Below are 18,658 nucleotides of genomic sequence, written 5' to 3' on the forward strand. Positions count from 1 at the left end.
GCAGAATCAGGCAAGTTTTGGTATATTCTAAACGCAGAACACTTTTTTGACATAAAGGAGCCATACCTGCGCGAACAGAAGCATAAAATTTGATGTTTTTTTTCTCTATCACTCGTTTAGGGGATGAAAGCAGTTAGAATTCCATTGTAAACCAGTACCTAGTGAATAGGCATTTGCCTGATTATTAATGCGGAAATCCATAAGTTAAGCGGATTTTCATGGCAAATTGTGAATGTAGTTGGAGCGGATAAGAGATGGCAACTTCGTCAAATGACAGCAATGTCAGCAGTAATACCGGTACTCCGGTAGGAACGGTCATTGAAACTGGACCGGGAGAAACTGTTAAAGTTCCTTTTAAATCACCTGAAGACGTCAACTTCGTGCAATCTGCGGGCGGATTGTTGGTAGTACCTGTTGATGGAGGGGAGACTCTTCTATTACAAGAGTTTTTGACGTTCGGGGCGACAGAAAATCCGCCAAAAATTCAATTTGAAGATGGTGAAGTTCTAGAAATCGACGCAATTACGGAGGTCGTGGAAGGCCTTTCTGTGGCTGAAGTTAATCCGCAAGCGGGTGACACTGAATTTAGTGCGGGCGGTGGTGCAAATTTTAGCAACTTTCGTGATGGTAATATTGGAGATCCGCTTGGCATTGACGGGTTGCTTCCTCCAACGGATTTGGCGTTTGGCCTCCCGTTTATCGAAGAAATTATTGGCGAAAACGAAAGTAGCGAAAATCCTGGTAATCCGGACGATCCTGACGATCCGACCGGCGATGTTGTCATTCGGTTTGAAACACCTGGCGCTCAGTCTTCTGCAGACGGCGGAGGATATGAAGATTGGACACCCTCTGGAAATACGGGCGACACAACGTCCTTTCCAATGCAGATGATCGTGGACGCCAACCATAGTGAAGGCGAAAATCTTGAACAAATCGAAATTCCCAGCATTCCAGCTGGCGCCCGGATTTTTGTCGGCGGAACGGACGCGGGCGACGAAATTTTTCCAACCGGTGCAGGGTATACTATTGCTGCCGTTGGTGGCGTCTTGCCGGAAATATATATCCTGCCGCCAACCCATAGTGATGAAGACTTTTTTGTGAATGTTACCGCGACATTTGAGAATAGTGACGTTGAAGCTGACGCAGTGGCGCTGGCCATCATTGATGCGGTTGCAGATGCCCCCAATGTGACAATTGATGGATCCAGTGCAGATAATGATGTGAGCAGCTTGCAGGGCGAGCCTATCGATTTACCTGATATTGGGGCTGAATTGGTGGACCAGGATGGTTCTGAGGACCTATCAGTCGCTATCGGCGGAATTCCGGACGGCGCAGTTCTAACCGATGGAGTTAATGAATTTACGGGCAACGGCGTCGATGATGCCGATGTAACCGGTTGGGATCTGGAAAACCTGTCCATTACCCGCGATGCAAATGACGTTACTCCGTTTGACTTAACTGTAACGGCAACCGCTAAAGAAACTGCGGTCGAGAGTGATATTGGCGAAATTACAGAGGCGAATAACACTGCAGAAACTTCGTTTAATATTTCCGTAACGATCGATCCGCTATCTGGAACACCTACGGTTGACGTGATAGATGCGTCCGGAAAAGAAGATCTCGGAACAGCCGCAGATCAGATTATTGCAATCCCCGAGCCACAGTCCGGAGAGATCACGCTGTCTATTGACCTGCAAACAGGAAACGCGGGAGCGGATGACGGCTGGGTTGTTCTGAGCGGTTATCCTGACGGCGTTGAATTTTCTGTTGGTGCCGCCAGTGGTGACGATTGGATTGTGACTAAAGATGAACTCGCGGATTTGACAATTTCTGGACTTCCTGAAGACAGTGATACGGATTTCACGGTTACCGTTACGCCATGGTCTCAAGCTCCCGGTGCGCCAGCGGTTGCCGGTCTTTCCGGTACAATTAATGTGTTGATAGATGCGGTCGCTGATATTCCAACACTTCAGCTTGACGGTACGGCAACTAATGCCGCTGTTTCAGGTGCAGAAGATACTGCCATTGAGTTGCCGGACATATCGGCTAACACAAATGATATTGATGGTTCAGAAAACCTGTCGATTATCATAAGTGACGTTCCGGTTGGTGCAACGCTTTCCGATGGAAATGGAAATGAGTTCGTTGCCACCGATGTCGTCAGTGAAGTTGATGTTTCTGACTGGGCGCTGGACAGTCTTACTGTGATGTCCCCGCCTGATGACGAAACGGATTTTACACTTAAGGTTACAGCTACAGCCACTGAAGATGCTGCCGAGCAGGCGGGTGTCGAACTTCAGGACGATGACAATGTTGCGTCAACTTCCTTTGATATCGTCGTAACTGTAACCGATGAAGGTCCGGTAGCCGTTATGGATGGTCCGGAAGCAATTCAAGAACCGAACGACATTCACGCGGTGTTTGTTATTGATACTTCAGGCAGCTTAAGCGTCGGTGAATTGCAATTGATGGAAGAAGCCCTGAAGAACCTGGCGACAGATTTGTTCACACAAAATCCCCTGGGAACCCGGATTACACTGATCGATTTTGATACGAGCGCCGACTACCTCAATGGTGATGACATCACCTATGACAACCTTCAAAGTGTGATTGATGCTCTCGATGGTCTTGACTCCAAGCAAGGCGGGGCAACGAATTATGATTCCGCGCTCGATCTCGTTCAAACAGTCGATTTCGAACCGGGCTTCGATAAATCAATCTACTTTATCTCCGACGGCGAGCCCAATCTTGGTAATACGGCCGGTGGTATCAGCGATTTCAATACCTGGGTCGATGGACAGACAGATACAGTCAATGTTTATGCAGTTGGTATCGGTCCCGACGTACAATCCAGTACGGAACTTGGGTTGATCGACAACACGGATGGCGATAACAGTCCGGGTGATGATTTCTTGTTCTTGAACTCGGCTGCCGATCTGGATGGTAGTTTGGTAACCGGCAATGTAGTCGTAAGCGGTAACGTATTAACCAATGACAGCGCCGGCAATGATCCGCTGGCAACTGTCCCGATTACACAAATTCAATATAATGGGACAACCTACAATTTGACGAGCGGAGGTAATCCGAATGTCACCGTAGTTGGAACGTTGCTTACATTAACCAGCCTGTTTGGGGTTTTGGAAATTGATTTCGAGAGCGGAGATTATACCTATCAAGCAACAACGGACATCAATAATTTCGCGACAGATACTTTCAGCTACACGATTTCGGACACGGAAGGGCTGACAAGTACGGCAGATCTGGTCATTGAAATTAGCCCCAATCCGGCATTCACAGGCGGACCGGGTAACGACATCATTACGGCGGGAGCCGGCAATGATTATGTTGCCGGTGAAGGCGGTGACGATACATTGTCCGGTGGTGACGGCAATGACTATATGCTGGGCAGTTCAGGCGCCGACGAAATACAAGGGGACGGCGGGAATGATTATCTGGATGGCGGATCCAATAACGATCAATTGTTGGGCGGCGCTGGCAATGATACGCTGAAGGGCGAATCTGGAAATGATGATCTTCGCGGTGGCGCCAACGCTGACACACTCGAAGGCGGTTCCGGAAATGACACGCTGAGGGGCAATGGCGGTGACGATCTGTTGGTCGGCGGTTCTGGTGATGATAATCTGAGAGGGGGCGGTGGTAGCGATACGCTTATTGGTGGATCCGGCGACGATACTCTCCGCGGGAATGGCGGCGATGATCGCTTTACCTTCCTCGATGCCTCAACAGATGGCGACGACTTAATTATCGGGTTTGATGCCAGTGCTGACGTTATCGATTTATCTGCAGTTTTCGAAGAACTTGGGATTGATACGGGGGACAGGTCTGACCACGTCATTCTTGATACAGTCGGTTCCAATACGACGATTACAGTCACGGATGGCAGCAATACCGTTGTCTCCGATTTTTCCATAGTTGTGCAAGGCACGACATTGGATAATGGGGATATCGGCACGGCAATTCAGGTTGACGAAAGCTAGCCTCCGGAGGTTGGATGAACGTAAAAGGCCGCTTGTATTCGCGGCCTTTTTTTTTGTCCGCTACATCTATAAAAGGTGTAGGCAGGTAATAGGCCTTGTCCTATTATAATGAAAACAGGGATATAACTTTTTAAAGTGGGGGGCTTTTATGGCTCGGATTAAGATTTTCATGGCAATTGCACTGTTTATAGTTGTGCTGCCAGCTATTAGCTCAGCTAACGACGTGCCGATTTCTGCGTTTAAGGGGGATTGGCGCGGGAACGCAATTTCAGAAAATAATGTCAGTGTGAATTTTCCGATTACAAGCCGTGATATCGATGTAGATATCCGTCCGGACGCCTCAGGTGGATTTAACATCACCTGGCGAACATTGTTGCGGCAAAAGGGCAATCCCGCGAGCCCGAATGAAGTATTAAAGGAAACGACTTTAACATTTGTAAATACTGACAAGCCAGGCGTTTGGAAGGATAGTAAGGGCGGGGATGTTTATGCCGGTGATACGGTTTCATGGGCGCAAATCAGAAAACAAACTTTGACAATTTACGTCATGGCGATGAGTGATACGGGCGACTACGACATGCAAGTCTATAAACGGACATTGACGGGCCTGAATATGGAGTTGGATTTTACCGCCATTAGAGATGGCGCAGTCCGCCGAACTGCAAAGGGCCGCCTGATACTCCACAGTAAATAGCCGAAAACAAATGAGGCTTTAAAAATCACCAATACCGGGTGATATGTTGCGCTTTTGAGGATGCATTGTATCCCGCGCCTGTGAAGGGGGTGACGCAGCACGTTGCGCGCAATTGGGACGATCACAGAGCCGGCAAGTTACACCTACGGGCACAACGGTACGCGGTGCGGCCAAATTCATTCCATCGGCATATACCAGATGATGCGCGTGGCTAACATCGCATCCCAGGCTGATGGCGTAATGCCGCTTGGGCTGGGTATATCCAAGACTAGGCTTCGTGACAGTTCGGGCTATGGAAAAAAACCGGCCGCCGTCCGGCATTTCCGATATTTGCGGACAGATGACCCCCGGTGTTAAAAAGGCAGAATGCAAAACCCATCTTGGGCAGGAATTTCCATATCTTGGAATACGCAAACCCGAGGCCGTAAATCTCTTTGAAATATTGCCAGCAATATCGCTTCTAATCAAATGCAGGGGAATGCCGCTTTCGCTTGGTTTTTGCAAGGTCGTCAATCGATGGCAAATTTGTTCGTAGCTTGCGCCAAATTGTTGCTGCAGCAATTCTATGTCGTATCGCAATTTTTCGGCTGCGGTTAAAAACGTGTCATAGGGAAGCAAGTAAGCCCCCGCAAAGTAATTGGTGAGGGCGGAGATGGCTTGTGTTGTCGCTGCTTCGTTGACGAGCTCCGGTCCTACCGCTATTTCTGAAAAGAGGTCTGGAAAGGCAAGTTGCCCACACAGCAATGCCAGATGAAAATCCACACTTGCCTGGGGGAGTGCCTTGGACAAAATAAGATGTCGATACTGATCATCAAACAAGGTTGCTTCGGTATCATGCTGATCCCGGTCCGCAAACTCAACTTTGACACCATGCTCTCGGCGTAGATATTCCGCCAAAGTTTGCGTTGGCGTGATATCTTCGCGCAAAGTCGCCCTAAATTCGTCGGCAGCCGTTTCAATAGCTTCAAAATAGTTGTTCTTTGACTGGATGAAATCAGAGACGGCTTCAACGGGAGACGGGGCAGACGATTTGTCGGTAAACCCATCCCCACCGACAAACCCCAGCATTTCGCTGACAGTGTCGGCCAGGTTTTCACTATCTTTAAGAACAATTTTCAGGAATTCTTTGCGGTCTTTTGCGCTCAAGTCATCGTTGTCATGGACAATTTCTGTCGACGACAGAATGGAGGTAACCAAGGTTCGTAATCGAAAAGAAGAATCCGCAAAGAGTAAATCCTGGGAAAGTCGTTCACTCAACAGCTGCATATCTGATTGAGTGGATTTATAGGCGTCGTAGGTTTTCTTTAAGGCGGAACATAAAGCAGGCGCTTCAGCCGCCATCGTCGCAATATCCGTTTCATCAAAATCGTCGTCTTCAAACAATGGATCCTTCAACGTATCGGTAATTTCGGCGATTAAGTGACCTTCATCTTGAGGTGAGAAAACCAGAGGATCAACTTTGAGGATTTGGCTTAGCCTGAGAAGGATGGGAACAGTAATGCTGCGCCGGTTATGTTCAAGCAGGTTTAAGTAGCTGGCAGAAATGCCCAATTGGTCCGCAAGATCGACCTGGGTTAATTTTTTATCTTTGCGCAGGCGCCTTAGGCGCGTTCCGAGGCGCGGGGATTTAGCCATGGAGTTACTCGGTTATTTACAAAAATTTACAAGTTTACAAAACTGTATCTAAATAATTTACACAAAAAAGTACCGGTTTTCAACGTTTTGTTGGGAAAAAGATTGAAATTGTGAAATTTTTACAGGGTGGGGTTTGCTTTCTCTGGGAAGATAATAACACAATTTCTCCGTAATGGAGACGATCACTTAGCAAAATGGGAGATACCTAATGAGTGACATCAAGAAACCGGGCGTTTCACGCCGTGGCCTGTTGAAGGCCGGCGCCGTAACGGGTCTGGTTGCATCGACACCAGCGTTTTTTATGAAAGACGCTTGGTCCGCCGACTTTCGGAATAACCCGAAAAATTCTGGCGAATTAAAGCTGGGATTTAACGTCCCACAATCCGGGCCATATGCGGATGAGGGCGCAGATGAGCTCCGGGCGTATAAACTTGCGGTGAAGCATCTGAACGGTGAAGGTGATGGCGGAATGCTGAATACCTTTAAGCCGTCCATGTTGACTGGTAATGGCGTTCTTGGCAAGAAAGTCACGTTCGCTACAGGTGACACGCAGACGAAATCGGATGCAGCACGCGCATCTGCCAAGCGTATGATTGAAAAAGACGGCGTTCTGATGGTTACCGGTGGTTCCTCTTCGGGTGTGGCGGTTGCGGTGCAGTCACTGTGTCAGGAGCAGGGTATCGTGTTCATGGCGGGTTTGACCCATTCCAATGACACAACCGGCAAGGACAAACGTCGCTATGGTTTCCGTCATTTCTTCAACGCATATATGTCTGGAGCCGCGCTGGCGCCGGTGCTGAACAAGGAATATGGTAGTGACCGTCGTGCGTATCATCTAACGGCTGATTATACTTGGGGCTGGACGCAGGAAGAAAGCATCCGGAATTCTACGGAAGCTCTTGGCTGGCAGACAGCACAGACAGTTAAGACACCTGTGGGTGCTGGTGACTTCTCACAGTATATTACACCAGTTCTGAACTCCGGTGCCGATGTTTTGGTCTTGAACCATTACGGTAAGGACATGATCAACTCGCTCAGCCAGGCTATTCAGTTCGGTCTTCGTGACAAACAGGTCAACGGCAAGAATTTCGAAATCATTGTGCCCCTGTTCTCTCGCCTTATGGCGCAGGGTGCTGGTGATGCGATTAAGGGTATTCTTGGTACAACCAACTGGAACTGGTCGTTGCAGGATGATGGCTCTAAGGCTTTCGTCAAGTCCTTTGGCGCGGAATATGGTGCACCGCCTTCCATGGCTGCGCAGACATGTTACGCACAGACATTGCTCTATGCGAATGCGTGCGAAATGGCGGGCACCTTCTATCCGCCGGAAGTCATCAAGCAGCTTGAAGGCTTTAATTTCGATGGCATGGGCAACGGTCCAACCTTGTATCGTGCGGAAGATCATCAGTGCTTCAAGGACGTTTTGGTTGTGCGCGGGAACGATAACCCAACCAGCCAGTTTGATCTGCTGAAGGTGGTTGACGTGACACCGCGGGCACAGGTTGAGTATGATTGGACAATTTTTGGTGGTTCTTTGGGACCATATGTTGTTGAATAGTTAAACGAATACGGGTTGGCGGTTTTACGGCCGCCAATCCGATCTTTTATTGCATTTTAAATTTGCTGGCGATTGCCGGTGGGGGCCTTGCAGGTAGAATTTAATGGATGCCATCTTTATTCAAATTTTAAACGGTCTGGACAAGGGCGCGGCCTATGCGTTGATTGCGCTTGGACTGACCTTGGTGTTTGGAACCCTGGGGATCGTGAATTTCGCCCACGGTGCGTTGTTTATGCTGGGCGCATTCTGTGCGGTAACCTTCCAGAAGGTTCTCACCATATCCTCGAAAGTCCGGGATGAGGGCGTGACCGCATTCGTTGCCTACAAAGAGCAGCCATATATGGAAATCTGGTTTGGTGATCTTGGCGCGACAATCATCGATTATTCGGTGCCGCTGTCCATTCTGGTCGCCATTCCGTTCATGTTGTTGGTTGGTTTCGTCATGGAACGCGGCCTGATCAAGCATTTTTACAAACGACCGCATGCCGAGCAGATTTTGGTGACCTTTGGATTGGCCATCGTTATTCAGGAGATTATTAAGGCCTCTTTCGGCGCGAACCCTATTCCGCAGCCGGCGCCTGAAATCCTGGCCGGAAGTGCTAATGTGGGCGCCTGGTTCGGACTTGGCGACAATTTGGTTTATCCCTGGTGGCGGCTCATATATCTGACCTTTTCCGGATTAATTATATTTGGGGTTTTCTCTTTCCTACAATTCACCACATACGGCATGGTCGTTCGTGCCGGTATGCGCGATCGGGAAACCGTCGGGCTGCTGGGGATTAATATTGAGCGGCGATTTACCATTGTATTTGCGATTGCCGCCATTGTCGCCGGTGTCGCCGGTGTGATGTACACCCCTATCTTGCCGCCTGATTACCATATGGGAATGGATTTTCTTGTTTTGTCCTTCGTCGTGGTTGTCGTTGGTGGCATGGGATCGTTGGGTGGCGCCGTTTGCGCCGGCTTCCTGCTGGGGATCGTGCAATCCTTTGCGTCCATGAATGAAGTAAAAGAGATTTTCCCCGGAATTGACCAGATTATTCTTTACCTCGTTGCTGTTGTTATTCTTCTGGTTTTGCCTCGTGGATTAATGGGCCGAGCCGGCGTGATGGATGATTAAGATGAAAAAGCCTTTCCTCAACGATAATTTACTCCTCCTCCTCGTCGCCGCAATCGTCCTGCTGATGCCAATTTGGCTTCAGCCTTTCGGGGCGGCATATCCGGACTTGCTGCAGAAATTCGCCATTTATGGCATTTTCGCCATCGGCTTTAATATCCTGTTCGGCCTGACCGGCTATTTGTCCTTTGGTCATGCAGCCTTCTTGGGTGTCGGGTCTTATGCAGCCGTCTGGTCATTTAAATTACTGACCATGAACGTTATTCCGGCGGTGATGTTCGGTGTCCTGTTCTCCGGAATTCTGGCATTGGCAATAGGATTTCTCAGCTTACGGCGATCGGGGATTTATTTTTCCATCCTGACGCTGGCTTTCGCCCAAATGTCCTATAATCTGGCCTATTCGGTGCTGACACCCATTACAAACGGGGAGACCGGGCTTCAACTTAAACAATCAGACCCACGGTTACTGGATCGCCTATTCTTCGACGCTCCGGCTGGAGGTGGATTGCCGTCTACAGATTTATTTGGCGTAACCATGAGCGGCTATCCAGGCTTTTACTTCTGCGCCGTCGTGCTGTTGATTTGTTTCTTTATCTCCATGCGGATCTTCCGATCGCCTTTTGGTCTTATGCTGCGCGGGATTAAGTCAAATCAAAACCGCATGAATTATACGGGGCTCAATACACGTCCCTATATGCTGACAGCATTTGTTATTTCCGGCATGTTCGCGGGGCTGGCGGGCAGTCTTCTGGCTGTCACGGATCCATTGGCCGGCGCGGAACGTATGCAATGGACCGCGTCTGGTGAAGTGGTGTTGATGACCATATTAGGCGGAGTTGGAACATTGATCGGGCCGATGCTGGGCGCCGGGCTGATAAAGTATTTTGAAAACATTTTCTCCTCCTTTGGCGATAGTGTCTTGCAGCAGTTCTTCTCGTTCCTGCCGGAGCCGGTGGCCGATGTCTTTGTTTCCGTCGTTGGCCTGTTTGTTGGCAGTGGCTGGCACTTAACCCTGGGATTGCTGTTCATGATTATCGTGATCTTCCTGCCAGGCGGGCTGGTTGAAGGATTTAATCGAATTTTCAAGCTGTTCACATCGGCGAAGAAAAATGAAACCGTGACCGTAACGTCACAAGATCAAACGGGCGAGTAGGGGTTACGATATGGGAGATCTTGTTCTTCATCTGGACAACATAAACAAGAGCTTTGGTGGCTTGAAGGCGCTGGGTGACGTAAATCTGCATGTGGAAGAGGGAACGACCCATGCGATCATCGGTCCAAACGGTGCGGGAAAGTCAACTTTGCTCAATGTTTGTATTGGCCGGCTCAAACCTGATACCGGATCGGTGACCTTTGACGGTCAGGAACTGACCGGCAAAAAACCTCACGAGATTGCGCAGATAGGTGTTGCGCGGGTGTTTCAAACGCCGGAGATTTTTCAGGAGATGTCGCTGCTGGAAAACGTTATGTTGCCGGCCTTTTCCCATCGCGATGGTGCTTTTAAATTCAACGCGGCCAAATTATTGAGTAGGCAAAGTGAAATCCGGGAAGAGGCCGAGCATATTCTGGAAGATGTTGGCCTGAAAGAACAAATGATGACAGAGGCGGGCAGTTTGTCGCGAGGGGATAAGCGGCGGCTTGAGCTTGGCATGTGTTTGATCCTTCATCCGCGGCTTTTATTGCTCGACGAGCCAACAGCGGGTATGGCGCGGCATGATACCAATGCAACCATCGACCTGTTAAAGAAAATCAAATCGAGAGGCATGACAAAAGTCATCATCGAGCATGACATGCATGTGGTGTTTAGTCTTGCGGACAAGGTAAGTGTTCTGGCTCGTGGCCAGATCATAGCGGGCGGTGATCCTGAAGCAGTGCGAGAAGATCCTAAAGTCAAGGAAGCCTATTTGGGAGGGGCGCATTAATGTCGGCCAGCGAAGAAAAGATGCCATATTTCAGCGTGAATGATGTTCATGCATATTATGGTGAGTCCTATATTGTACAAGGCGTTTCATTTGATATCGAAGAAGGTGAAATTGTTGCCTTGTTGGGTCGCAACGGAGCCGGGAAAACCTCTACGCTACGGGCGCTCGCCCGTGTCGATAGCCCGGGATTAACCCAGGGTGAAATCTATCTTGGCGGAAAGGCCATTCACCCGCTAAAGGCCTTTGAGGCTGCCCGGGAGGGTATCCAGTTGGTGCCGGAAGATCGGCGCATAATTGGCGGGCTGACCGTAGAGGAAAATCTGACGCTGGCGCAAGTCGCGGAACCCAGAGGTTGGGAGATCGAACGCATCTACGACCATTTCCCGCGGCTTGGGGAACGACGCAATCAGGATGCAATTACCATGTCCGGCGGTGAACAGCAAATGCTGGCGGTTGCCAGGGCGTTAGCCCGCGATGTAAAACTCCTCTTTCTGGATGAGCCCTATGAGGGTTTGGCTCCGGTTATCGTGCAGGAAATCGAGAAGATTTTGCGGCAAGTCAAGGAACTCGGCATTACGACAATTATTGTTGAGCAGAATGCTGTTGCGGCTCTCCAGCTTGCAGATAAAGCCTTAATTTTGGATATGGGGCAGATTGCCTTCCGCGGAACAGCGCAGGAAGTACTGGACAATCAAGAATTACGGCATGAGTATCTGGCAATTTGATTTGGCTATCATCGTATTGGTTGCGATATAGGTAACACTGAGATAACTTTTTAATTTAAGCAGTTTCCCATATTGAGGGAGGCGCCGCAAAAATTGCCGCAGCTTCCTAATCGCGAAAGGATCTACAATTATGACCGTTGAGGATTTATACCCGGTACCAGCAGAGCTGGCGAAGTCGGCCTGGGCTGATAAGGCAAATTATGAAGCCATGTACCGTGCCTCAGTCGAAGATCCTGCCGCCTTTTGGGGAGAGCATGGTAAGCGCGTAGACTGGATTAAGCCCTATACCCAGGTTAAAGATGTTTCCTATGACAAGGATGATCTGCATATCCGCTGGTATTATGACGGAACCCTGAATGTCAGTTATAACTGCATCGATCGCCATCTGGAAACCAAGGGGGATCGCACGGCGATTATCTGGGAAGGCGATGATCCCAGTGACGACAAAACCCTGACATACCGGGAGCTGCATGAGGAAGTCTGCAAATTCTCCAACGTTCTCAAAGCGCAAGGCATCAAGAAAGGGGATCGGGTTACTCTTTATATGCCGATGGTCGTTGAAGCGGCTGTTGCCATGCTGGCCTGTGCACGAATTGGTGCTGTTCATTCCATTGTATTTGGCGGCTTTTCCCCGGATGCGCTGGCCGGCCGAATACGTGATTGCGAGTCCAACTGTGTGATTACGGCCGATGAAGGGCTGCGGGGCGGAAAAACCATACCGTTGAAAGAAAATACAGATAAAGCTCTTGAAAGTTGTCCAGATTGCACTACATGTATCGTAATCCGCCGCACAGGGGTTGAAACCGGCTGGGTTGCTGGACGGGATGTCTGGTATCATGAAGAAATGGCAAAAGTGGATGCCGATTGCCCGCCAGAGGAAATGAACGCGGAAGATCCGCTTTTTATTCTCTATACATCGGGTTCGACAGGCCAGCCGAAAGGCGTCCTGCATACGACAGGTGGTTATATCGTATATGCCGCCATGACCCATCGCTATGTGTTCGATTATCATGATGGGGATATTTACTGGTGCACGGCCGATGTCGGCTGGGTCACCGGACATAGTTATATTGTCTACGGCCCTCTGGCCAACGGCGCGACGACATTGATGTTTGAAGGGGTTCCCAATTATCCGACTGTGTCACGGTTCTGGGAGGTTTGTGACAAGCATCAGGTCAATATTTTCTATACGGCGCCAACCGCTATTCGGGCGCTGATGCGCGATGGGGATGAGCCGGTCAGGAAAACCTCGCGCAGTTCTTTGCGCTTGCTTGGGTCTGTCGGTGAGCCCATTAATCCGGAGGCCTGGCGCTGGTACCATGAAGTGGTGGGCGATAGTCGTTGTCCGATTGTCGATACCTGGTGGCAGACTGAAACGGGCGGAATACTTATCACGCCCTTGCCAGGCGCAACTGATCTAAAACCGGGTTCCGCCACCCGGCCGTTTTTCGGGATTGACCCGATTATGGTCGACAATGACGGAAAGGTTCTGGAAGGCGCCTGTGAGGGTGTCCTGTGTATCAAGGATAGCTGGCCGGGCCAGATGCGAACGGTTTACGGAGATCACGAGCGGTTCTACCAAACCTATTTCGCAACCTTCCCCGGACGCTATTTCACCGGGGACGGTGCGCGCCGGGATGAAGACGGTTATTACTGGATTACCGGCAGGGTGGATGATGTCATCAATGTCTCCGGCCATCGCATGGGAACTGCGGAAGTCGAGAGTGCGCTGGTTGCCCATGATAAAGTTTCTGAAGCAGCCGTGGTTGGTTATCCCCATGACATCAAGGGGCAGGGTATATATGCCTATGTGACGCTGACAGCAGGTGTGGAGTCAACGGAGGAGTTGCGCACAGAACTTGCGAAATGGGTGCGACAGGAAATCGGTCCCATTGCAACGCCGGATCTGATTCAATGGGCACCGGGTCTTCCGAAGACCCGATCCGGTAAAATCATGCGCCGGATATTGCGAAAAGTTGCGGAAAACGAGTATGGCAGCTTGGGCGATACATCAACTCTGGCCGATCCAGCAGTGGTTGATGAATTGATTGAAAATCGGATGAACAGATAAGGCTGGCATAAGGGTCTTCGATTGTTCGATGACAATGACCCGTGGAATACGGTACACTAAGGCGAAAGATTGAAAAGGTGCCTATCAGAGAAGTTCGCTAACGGACCGCGATAAGCCTTACCTTAACAATATGGTCTCAACCTTTGGGAGGGAGTGAGCAACGGCATGTCGCATACAGTGCTTGTGGTGGAGGACGAGCCAAATATCGTGTTGTCCTTGCAATTTATCCTCAAACAGGCGGGATTTACCGTGCGTGTTGCACGGGACGGGGATCAAGCGTTACGGGCCATCGACGACTATGTGCCGGATCTGGTTTTGCTGGATATCATGTTGCCGAAACAAGATGGCTTTTCCGTCTGCGAAACAATTCGCGCCAATGCCAGTTGCCGGAACGTAAAAATCATTATGCTCTCGGCTAAAAGCCGGGAAGCGGACAAGGAACGCGCGCTTGCATTGGGCGCCGACGATTTTGTGACGAAACCCTTCTCAACGCGGGTTTTGGGTAAATTGGTTAAGGATATCGTGACGGTTAAGCCGGCGGTATCCACGGTGAAGTAAGCAGATGATCCGGACCGGCCGCAAAAAGGAATGGTCGATCCTGTTGTTCGTCGCCTGCCTGATAATCTTTATGCCGCCTGTCCTGTCAATTTTTGATGAAAGCGACCTGGTTTTCGGTATCCCCATGAGCTTTCTTTATCTGTTCGGGAGCTGGGCAGGGGTAATTCTGTTCACGGCGATTGGCGCCCGACGACGTACGCTCATGAAAAATGCGCCGGAACAGCCTGGTTTTGAGGATTTACGGCCCGGATCAAGTCAGGAGAAACCGTAATGTCCGGCAGCCTGGTTCTTACGGTTTCTGTGTTGTATCTCGGCCTCTTGTTTGCGGTTGCACAATTCGTCGATTCCCGGGCAGAAACCAATCGACCCCTGACCCGAAACCCCTATATCTACACATTGTCCATTGCGGTCTTTTGTACGTCCTGGACATTTTATGGCAGTGTTGGCTTGGCTGCCAACCGGGGGCTTGATTTTCTGCCTATCTATCTGGGGCCGACTTTCGTTTTTGTCCTCTGGTCCATGGTTTGGGTGAAGATCGTTCGTATTTGCAAGGTCCACCGGATTACGTCTATTGCCGATTTTATTGCCTCACGCTACGGGAAGCGGGCTGGCCTCGGCGGCCTGGTGACGATCATCGCCGTCGTCGGGACCATGCCATACATTTCCCTGCAGCTGAAATCCATCGCAACCAGTTTTCGAATTCTCGTTGGATCCTCTGAAACCGTATTGCTGAATGCGCCAAGCGATCCGATTTTCTTTATTGATACAACCCTTATTATCGCTTTGGCACTTGCCCTTTTTGCCATTCTTTTCGGCACCCGTCATATTGATGCCAGTGAACATCATGAAGGGCTGGTGGCAGCCATTGCATTTGAGTCCGTTGTCAAATTGATCGCCTTTCTGGCTGTCGGTTTTTTTGTGACCTTCGGGGTGTATAATGGATTTTCCGATCTGTTCTCCAAAGCGGCGAACCAGGGGCTGGAGCAGTTATTTACGGTTAATGCGGACAGTGACTACAAACTGTGGATGACAATGACCCTGCTGTCCATGGCGGCGATAATTTGTCTGCCACGGCAATTCTACATTACCGCCGTCGAGAATCCGGATGAGGCCAGTTTACGCAAAACAACCTGGCTTTTCCCGTTATATTTGCTGGTCATCAACATATTCGTGCTGCCGATCGCCCTTGCAGGGAGATTGGCCTTTGATGGCACGACGGCAGATGCGGATATGTTTATGCTGACCGTTCCGCTTTTCCATAATCAGGGGGTCTTGGCATTGATCGCCTTTGTCGGCGGACTGTCGGCTGCAACATCCATGGTCATCGTTGCGGCAATTGCCCTGAGCACCATGGTCTGCAACGACCTGATCATGCCGCTTTTGCTCCGCTCCAAAAGCCTGAACATCAACAAGAACGATGACTTGACCGGCCTGCTGCTGACGATCCGCCGGGTCAGTATTCTTCTCGTTCTGATATTGGGCTATGTGTATTACCTGATTGCCAGTGAATCCTATTCTCTGGTGACCATTGGCTTGGTATCCTTCGCCGCCGCGGCTCAATTTGTTCCGGCGATTATTGGCGGGATCTTTTGGAAGGGCGCGTCGTATCGCGGAGCTTTGACCGGATTGGCGCTTGGATTTATCATGTGGCTCTATACCCTGCTCCTTCCCTCTTTCGCGCAATCAGGCTGGTTGCCCATTAGTTTTATCGATCAAGGCCCCTGGGGCATTGCCATGCTCAAACCTTACGCTTTGTTTGGCATGGAAGGTTTTGACCGCCTGACCCATGCCCTGTTCTGGAGCATGCTGGTTAATATCGGTGCGTACTGGATTGTATCCTTGTCATCACAGCAAACGGCCATCGAGCGTATTCAGGGGACGTTGTTCGTCGATGTGTTCGGGCATACGGAAGATGAGCGCGACAGTCGCTATTGGCGCGGATCGGCGACCATCGCTGATTTGCAGCAATTGGTTGGTCGTTTTGTTGGTGGACAGCGGGTGGCGGCGGCTTTTGACGGGTATCTTCGGGATCGCGGTTTAACCGTTCGCCGGAACCAGTCGGCGGATGCGGCCATGCTTGATTTTGCCGAGAAAATGCTGGCTGGCGCCATTGGCTCGGCGACCGCACGGGTGATGATGGGGTCAGTTGTTAAAGGCGAGATTGTTGGCCTGGATGAGGTTTATCGCATCGTCGATGAAACCAGCCAGGTGATAGAATATAGTCACCGGCTTGAACAAAAGTCCCTGGAACTGGAGCAAGCGACCGCACAGTTGCGGAACGCGAACGAGCGCCTGAAAGAGCTTGATTCCCTTAAAGATCATTTTCTCTCCATGGTCAGTCACGAATTGCGGACGCCGCTTACCTCGCTTCGGGCATTTGGGGAAATTCTGGTGGATAATCCAGAGGTATCGCTTGAGGAGCGGACGCAGTTTCTGAATGTGATCATCAAGGAAAGCAGGCGACTGACCCGGCTTATTGATCAATTGCTGGATCTGGCCCGCATGGAAGCGGGGCAAATGGACTGGTCGTTCGATCAGGTGGATATGGGCGCAACAATTCGCGAAGCGCTGGCGGCTCTTGAAGGGCTAATCCAGGAGAATGATGTAGATGTGAGTGTCAGGCAGCACGACCAACTGCCGCTGGTTCTCGCCGATCACGACCAGCTTATTCAGGTTATGATCAATCTTGTTTCCAATGCCATAACCTTCTGCGATAAAGCGGCGGGCAAAATTGACGTCTCCGTCACGACGGAAGAAGACGTCCTGCTGGTAACTGTTTCGGACAATGGCAAAGGAATTCCGGAAGACATGACACAGGATATCTTCGAGAAGTTTCATCAATCCGTCAGCACCGGTGAGGACAAACCACAAGGATCTGGCCTCGGCCTCGCTATTTGCCGGGAAATTGTCACCTTTATGGGCGGTGAGATCTGGGTGACAAATCAACCGGCAAGTGGCGCAGAGTTTGCCTTTACGATCCCGCGTGCGGACCGCGGCAAGGAACAGTTGTCGGCGGAATAACGCGAAAAGCAGCCCTTGCGCCTTAAGCCGGCATCGTTCCGTTAATAAGATAAGCCAGAGCCTGCACTACCTGGTCGGGCGTGCGGGCCGTCGCTGATGCGGCAGCGTTGACTTCTTTGAGCGCGTGATCATGCTCCGTTGGATGCAGGGTGATATAAGGCGTGTCCATGGCGGCGGCGAAACCGGCATCAAATGCGGCGTTCCATTGTTTGTATTTTTCCCCAAAGCGCACAACAACAATATCGGCTTCCTGGATCAGGGTCCCCGTCCGCATGGCGTTGAGGCGGGCGCTTTTGTGGTCATGCCAGAATTTGTCCGGCTCGGCGCCGAATATGGCAACACCGCAATCGTCGCTATCGGCATGCACTGTATTTGGCCCGGTGAGCTCCACCGGTAAATTCGTGACTTTTACACCCTCGGCGATGCGTTCGCGCCAGTCACTATGGATTTCTCCGGAAAGATAGATTGTCCAAATTCGGCTCATGTCAGTTCCTTTGTAAGTTTGAGGGGCGAGTATAGTCTCAGGCGAGGGCGCGGTAAATCAGCATAACACCGATCAGCATCACTAATATCAATACAATTTTCTTGAACGTTACCTGATCCACATGATGCCGTACCTGGGTGCCCGCCCACATGCCCACAAACAAGGGCGCAAGCCCTATCAGTCCATAGACAATTTCAAGTGGATTGATAAAATTTCCGCCATGGAGACTGGCCATGAGGACAAGGCTGCCGGTAAACAGAAGGACGCTGACAACCGCAACAAATTTTTCTTTTTCCAGACCGAGGGCGACAAAAAAGAAGACAGGCAGTGTTCCGTATAGCGTCGTGATACCCCCGACAACCCCGGCAAACAGACCAATTATGGGTCCTGTAATTTTTTCCCGATCCGTAAGGAAGGCAAAGGAGATGCCGAATATTTCCAGACTGGCGACGGTAATCAGGAAGCAGCCCACGCTGACCAATAAATAGGTAGTATTGACCGTCGACAGCAAGTAGACGCCAAAGGGCAGCGATATATAAACCGCCAGCAGCAGTCGCCAATGCCGGGCAATCGTCGATTTTATATGACCCGTGACGATCATCTGCACGAAATTGGTAATGATCATCGGCAGAACGATAATGGCCACCGCCGACGGCAAGGACATAAAAAAGACAATGATCGGAACGGCAATAGTCGGCAGCCCGAAGGCGCTGACACCTTTGACAAACCCGCCCAATGACAAAGCGGTACAGACCACAGCGAGGTGGAATAAGCTGAATTCAGGGAGGTATTCTGTGATCATGAAGGATGTGCAGACACGGTTACGATGAAAGAGTTGAAATATTGCTTTACAGCAAACGGATTTATTCATTCAA

Annotated in this window: 14 protein-coding genes; 11 read left to right on the forward strand and 3 right to left on the reverse strand. The window is 50.3% G+C overall.

Features of this window, described 5'->3' with window-relative positions:
• Positions 1 to 254 precede the first annotated feature (254 nt).
• Together NBZ79_RS04515 and NBZ79_RS04520 are read left to right on the forward strand one after the other, a co-directional pair.
• Entirely contained in the window at positions 255 to 3,998 is a 3,744-nt protein-coding gene (locus NBZ79_RS04515) for a VWA domain-containing protein (RefSeq protein ID WP_251935878.1), read from the forward strand.
• A gap of 148 nt (positions 3,999 to 4,146) precedes the next feature.
• Entirely contained in the window at positions 4,147 to 4,692 is a 546-nt protein-coding gene (locus tag NBZ79_RS04520) for a hypothetical protein (protein ID WP_251935879.1), read from the forward strand.
• Positions 4,693 to 4,710: 18 nt separating this feature from the next.
• Here the strand turns inward: NBZ79_RS04520 and NBZ79_RS04525 are convergent, their stop codons facing one another.
• Positions 4,711 to 6,327 carry a helix-turn-helix domain-containing protein gene (locus tag NBZ79_RS04525; protein ID WP_251935880.1) on the reverse strand — a complete coding sequence of 539 codons (1,617 nt, stop codon included), beginning with the start codon at positions 6,325 to 6,327 and terminating at the stop codon, positions 4,711 to 4,713.
• A 208-nt stretch (positions 6,328 to 6,535) separates the two neighbouring features.
• On the opposite strand from NBZ79_RS04525, the gene NBZ79_RS04530 reads away from it, so the two are divergent.
• From NBZ79_RS04530 to NBZ79_RS04570, 9 genes are all read left to right on the forward strand, one after another.
• The gene (locus NBZ79_RS04530; protein WP_251935881.1) at positions 6,536 to 7,885 is read left to right on the forward strand and encodes a substrate-binding protein; all 1,350 of its coding nucleotides are present in this window, start codon (positions 6,536 to 6,538) and stop codon (positions 7,883 to 7,885) included.
• Positions 7,886 to 7,988: 103 nt separating this feature from the next.
• Positions 7,989 to 9,005: a branched-chain amino acid ABC transporter permease gene (locus tag NBZ79_RS04535; RefSeq protein ID WP_251935882.1), complete on the forward strand. Its 1,017-nt coding sequence runs from the start codon at positions 7,989 to 7,991 to the stop codon at positions 9,003 to 9,005.
• A gap of 1 nt (position 9,006) precedes the next feature.
• Positions 9,007 to 10,155, forward strand: coding sequence for a branched-chain amino acid ABC transporter permease (locus NBZ79_RS04540; protein WP_251935883.1), 1,149 nt, complete (start codon positions 9,007 to 9,009; stop codon positions 10,153 to 10,155).
• Between the two features lie 10 nt (positions 10,156 to 10,165).
• Positions 10,166 to 10,924: an ABC transporter ATP-binding protein gene (locus tag NBZ79_RS04545; RefSeq protein WP_251935884.1), complete on the forward strand. Its 759-nt coding sequence runs from the start codon at positions 10,166 to 10,168 to the stop codon at positions 10,922 to 10,924.
• Positions 10,924 to 11,649 (forward strand): ABC transporter ATP-binding protein, encoded by a 726-nt coding sequence (locus NBZ79_RS04550; protein ID WP_251935885.1) that lies wholly within the window; start codon positions 10,924 to 10,926, stop codon positions 11,647 to 11,649. Before NBZ79_RS04545 ends, NBZ79_RS04550 begins: the two co-directional genes overlap by 1 nt.
• A 130-nt stretch (positions 11,650 to 11,779) precedes the next feature.
• On the forward strand, positions 11,780 to 13,720 hold the full coding sequence (gene acs, locus NBZ79_RS04555) for an acetate--CoA ligase (RefSeq protein ID WP_251935887.1): 1,941 nt from the start codon (positions 11,780 to 11,782) through the stop codon (positions 13,718 to 13,720).
• Positions 13,721 to 13,885: 165 nt separating this feature from the next.
• Positions 13,886 to 14,278, forward strand: coding sequence for a response regulator transcription factor (locus NBZ79_RS04560; RefSeq protein ID WP_251935889.1), 393 nt, complete (start codon positions 13,886 to 13,888; stop codon positions 14,276 to 14,278).
• A gap of 4 nt (positions 14,279 to 14,282) precedes the next feature.
• Positions 14,283 to 14,549: a hypothetical protein gene (locus NBZ79_RS04565; RefSeq protein ID WP_251935891.1), complete on the forward strand. Its 267-nt coding sequence runs from the start codon at positions 14,283 to 14,285 to the stop codon at positions 14,547 to 14,549.
• Positions 14,549 to 17,299 carry a sensor histidine kinase gene (locus NBZ79_RS04570; protein WP_251935892.1) on the forward strand — a complete coding sequence of 917 codons (2,751 nt, stop codon included), beginning with the start codon at positions 14,549 to 14,551 and terminating at the stop codon, positions 17,297 to 17,299. The genes NBZ79_RS04565 and NBZ79_RS04570 overlap by 1 nt, the downstream gene beginning before the upstream one ends.
• A 22-nt stretch (positions 17,300 to 17,321) precedes the next feature.
• Here NBZ79_RS04570 and NBZ79_RS04575 read toward each other — a convergent pair whose 3' ends face one another.
• Both NBZ79_RS04575 and NBZ79_RS04580 read right to left on the reverse strand, forming a co-directional pair.
• Entirely contained in the window at positions 17,322 to 17,783 is a 462-nt protein-coding gene (locus tag NBZ79_RS04575; protein WP_251935894.1) for a YtoQ family protein, read from the reverse strand.
• 37 nt (positions 17,784 to 17,820) lie between these two features.
• Positions 17,821 to 18,654: a sulfite exporter TauE/SafE family protein gene (locus NBZ79_RS04580; protein ID WP_251935896.1), complete on the reverse strand. Its 834-nt coding sequence runs from the start codon at positions 18,652 to 18,654 to the stop codon at positions 17,821 to 17,823.
• Positions 18,655 to 18,658 lie beyond the last annotated feature (4 nt).

Origin of the sequence: Sneathiella marina, assembly GCF_023746535.1 — a bacterium.
Classification (GTDB): Bacteria; Pseudomonadota; Alphaproteobacteria; order Sneathiellales; family Sneathiellaceae; genus Sneathiella; species Sneathiella marina.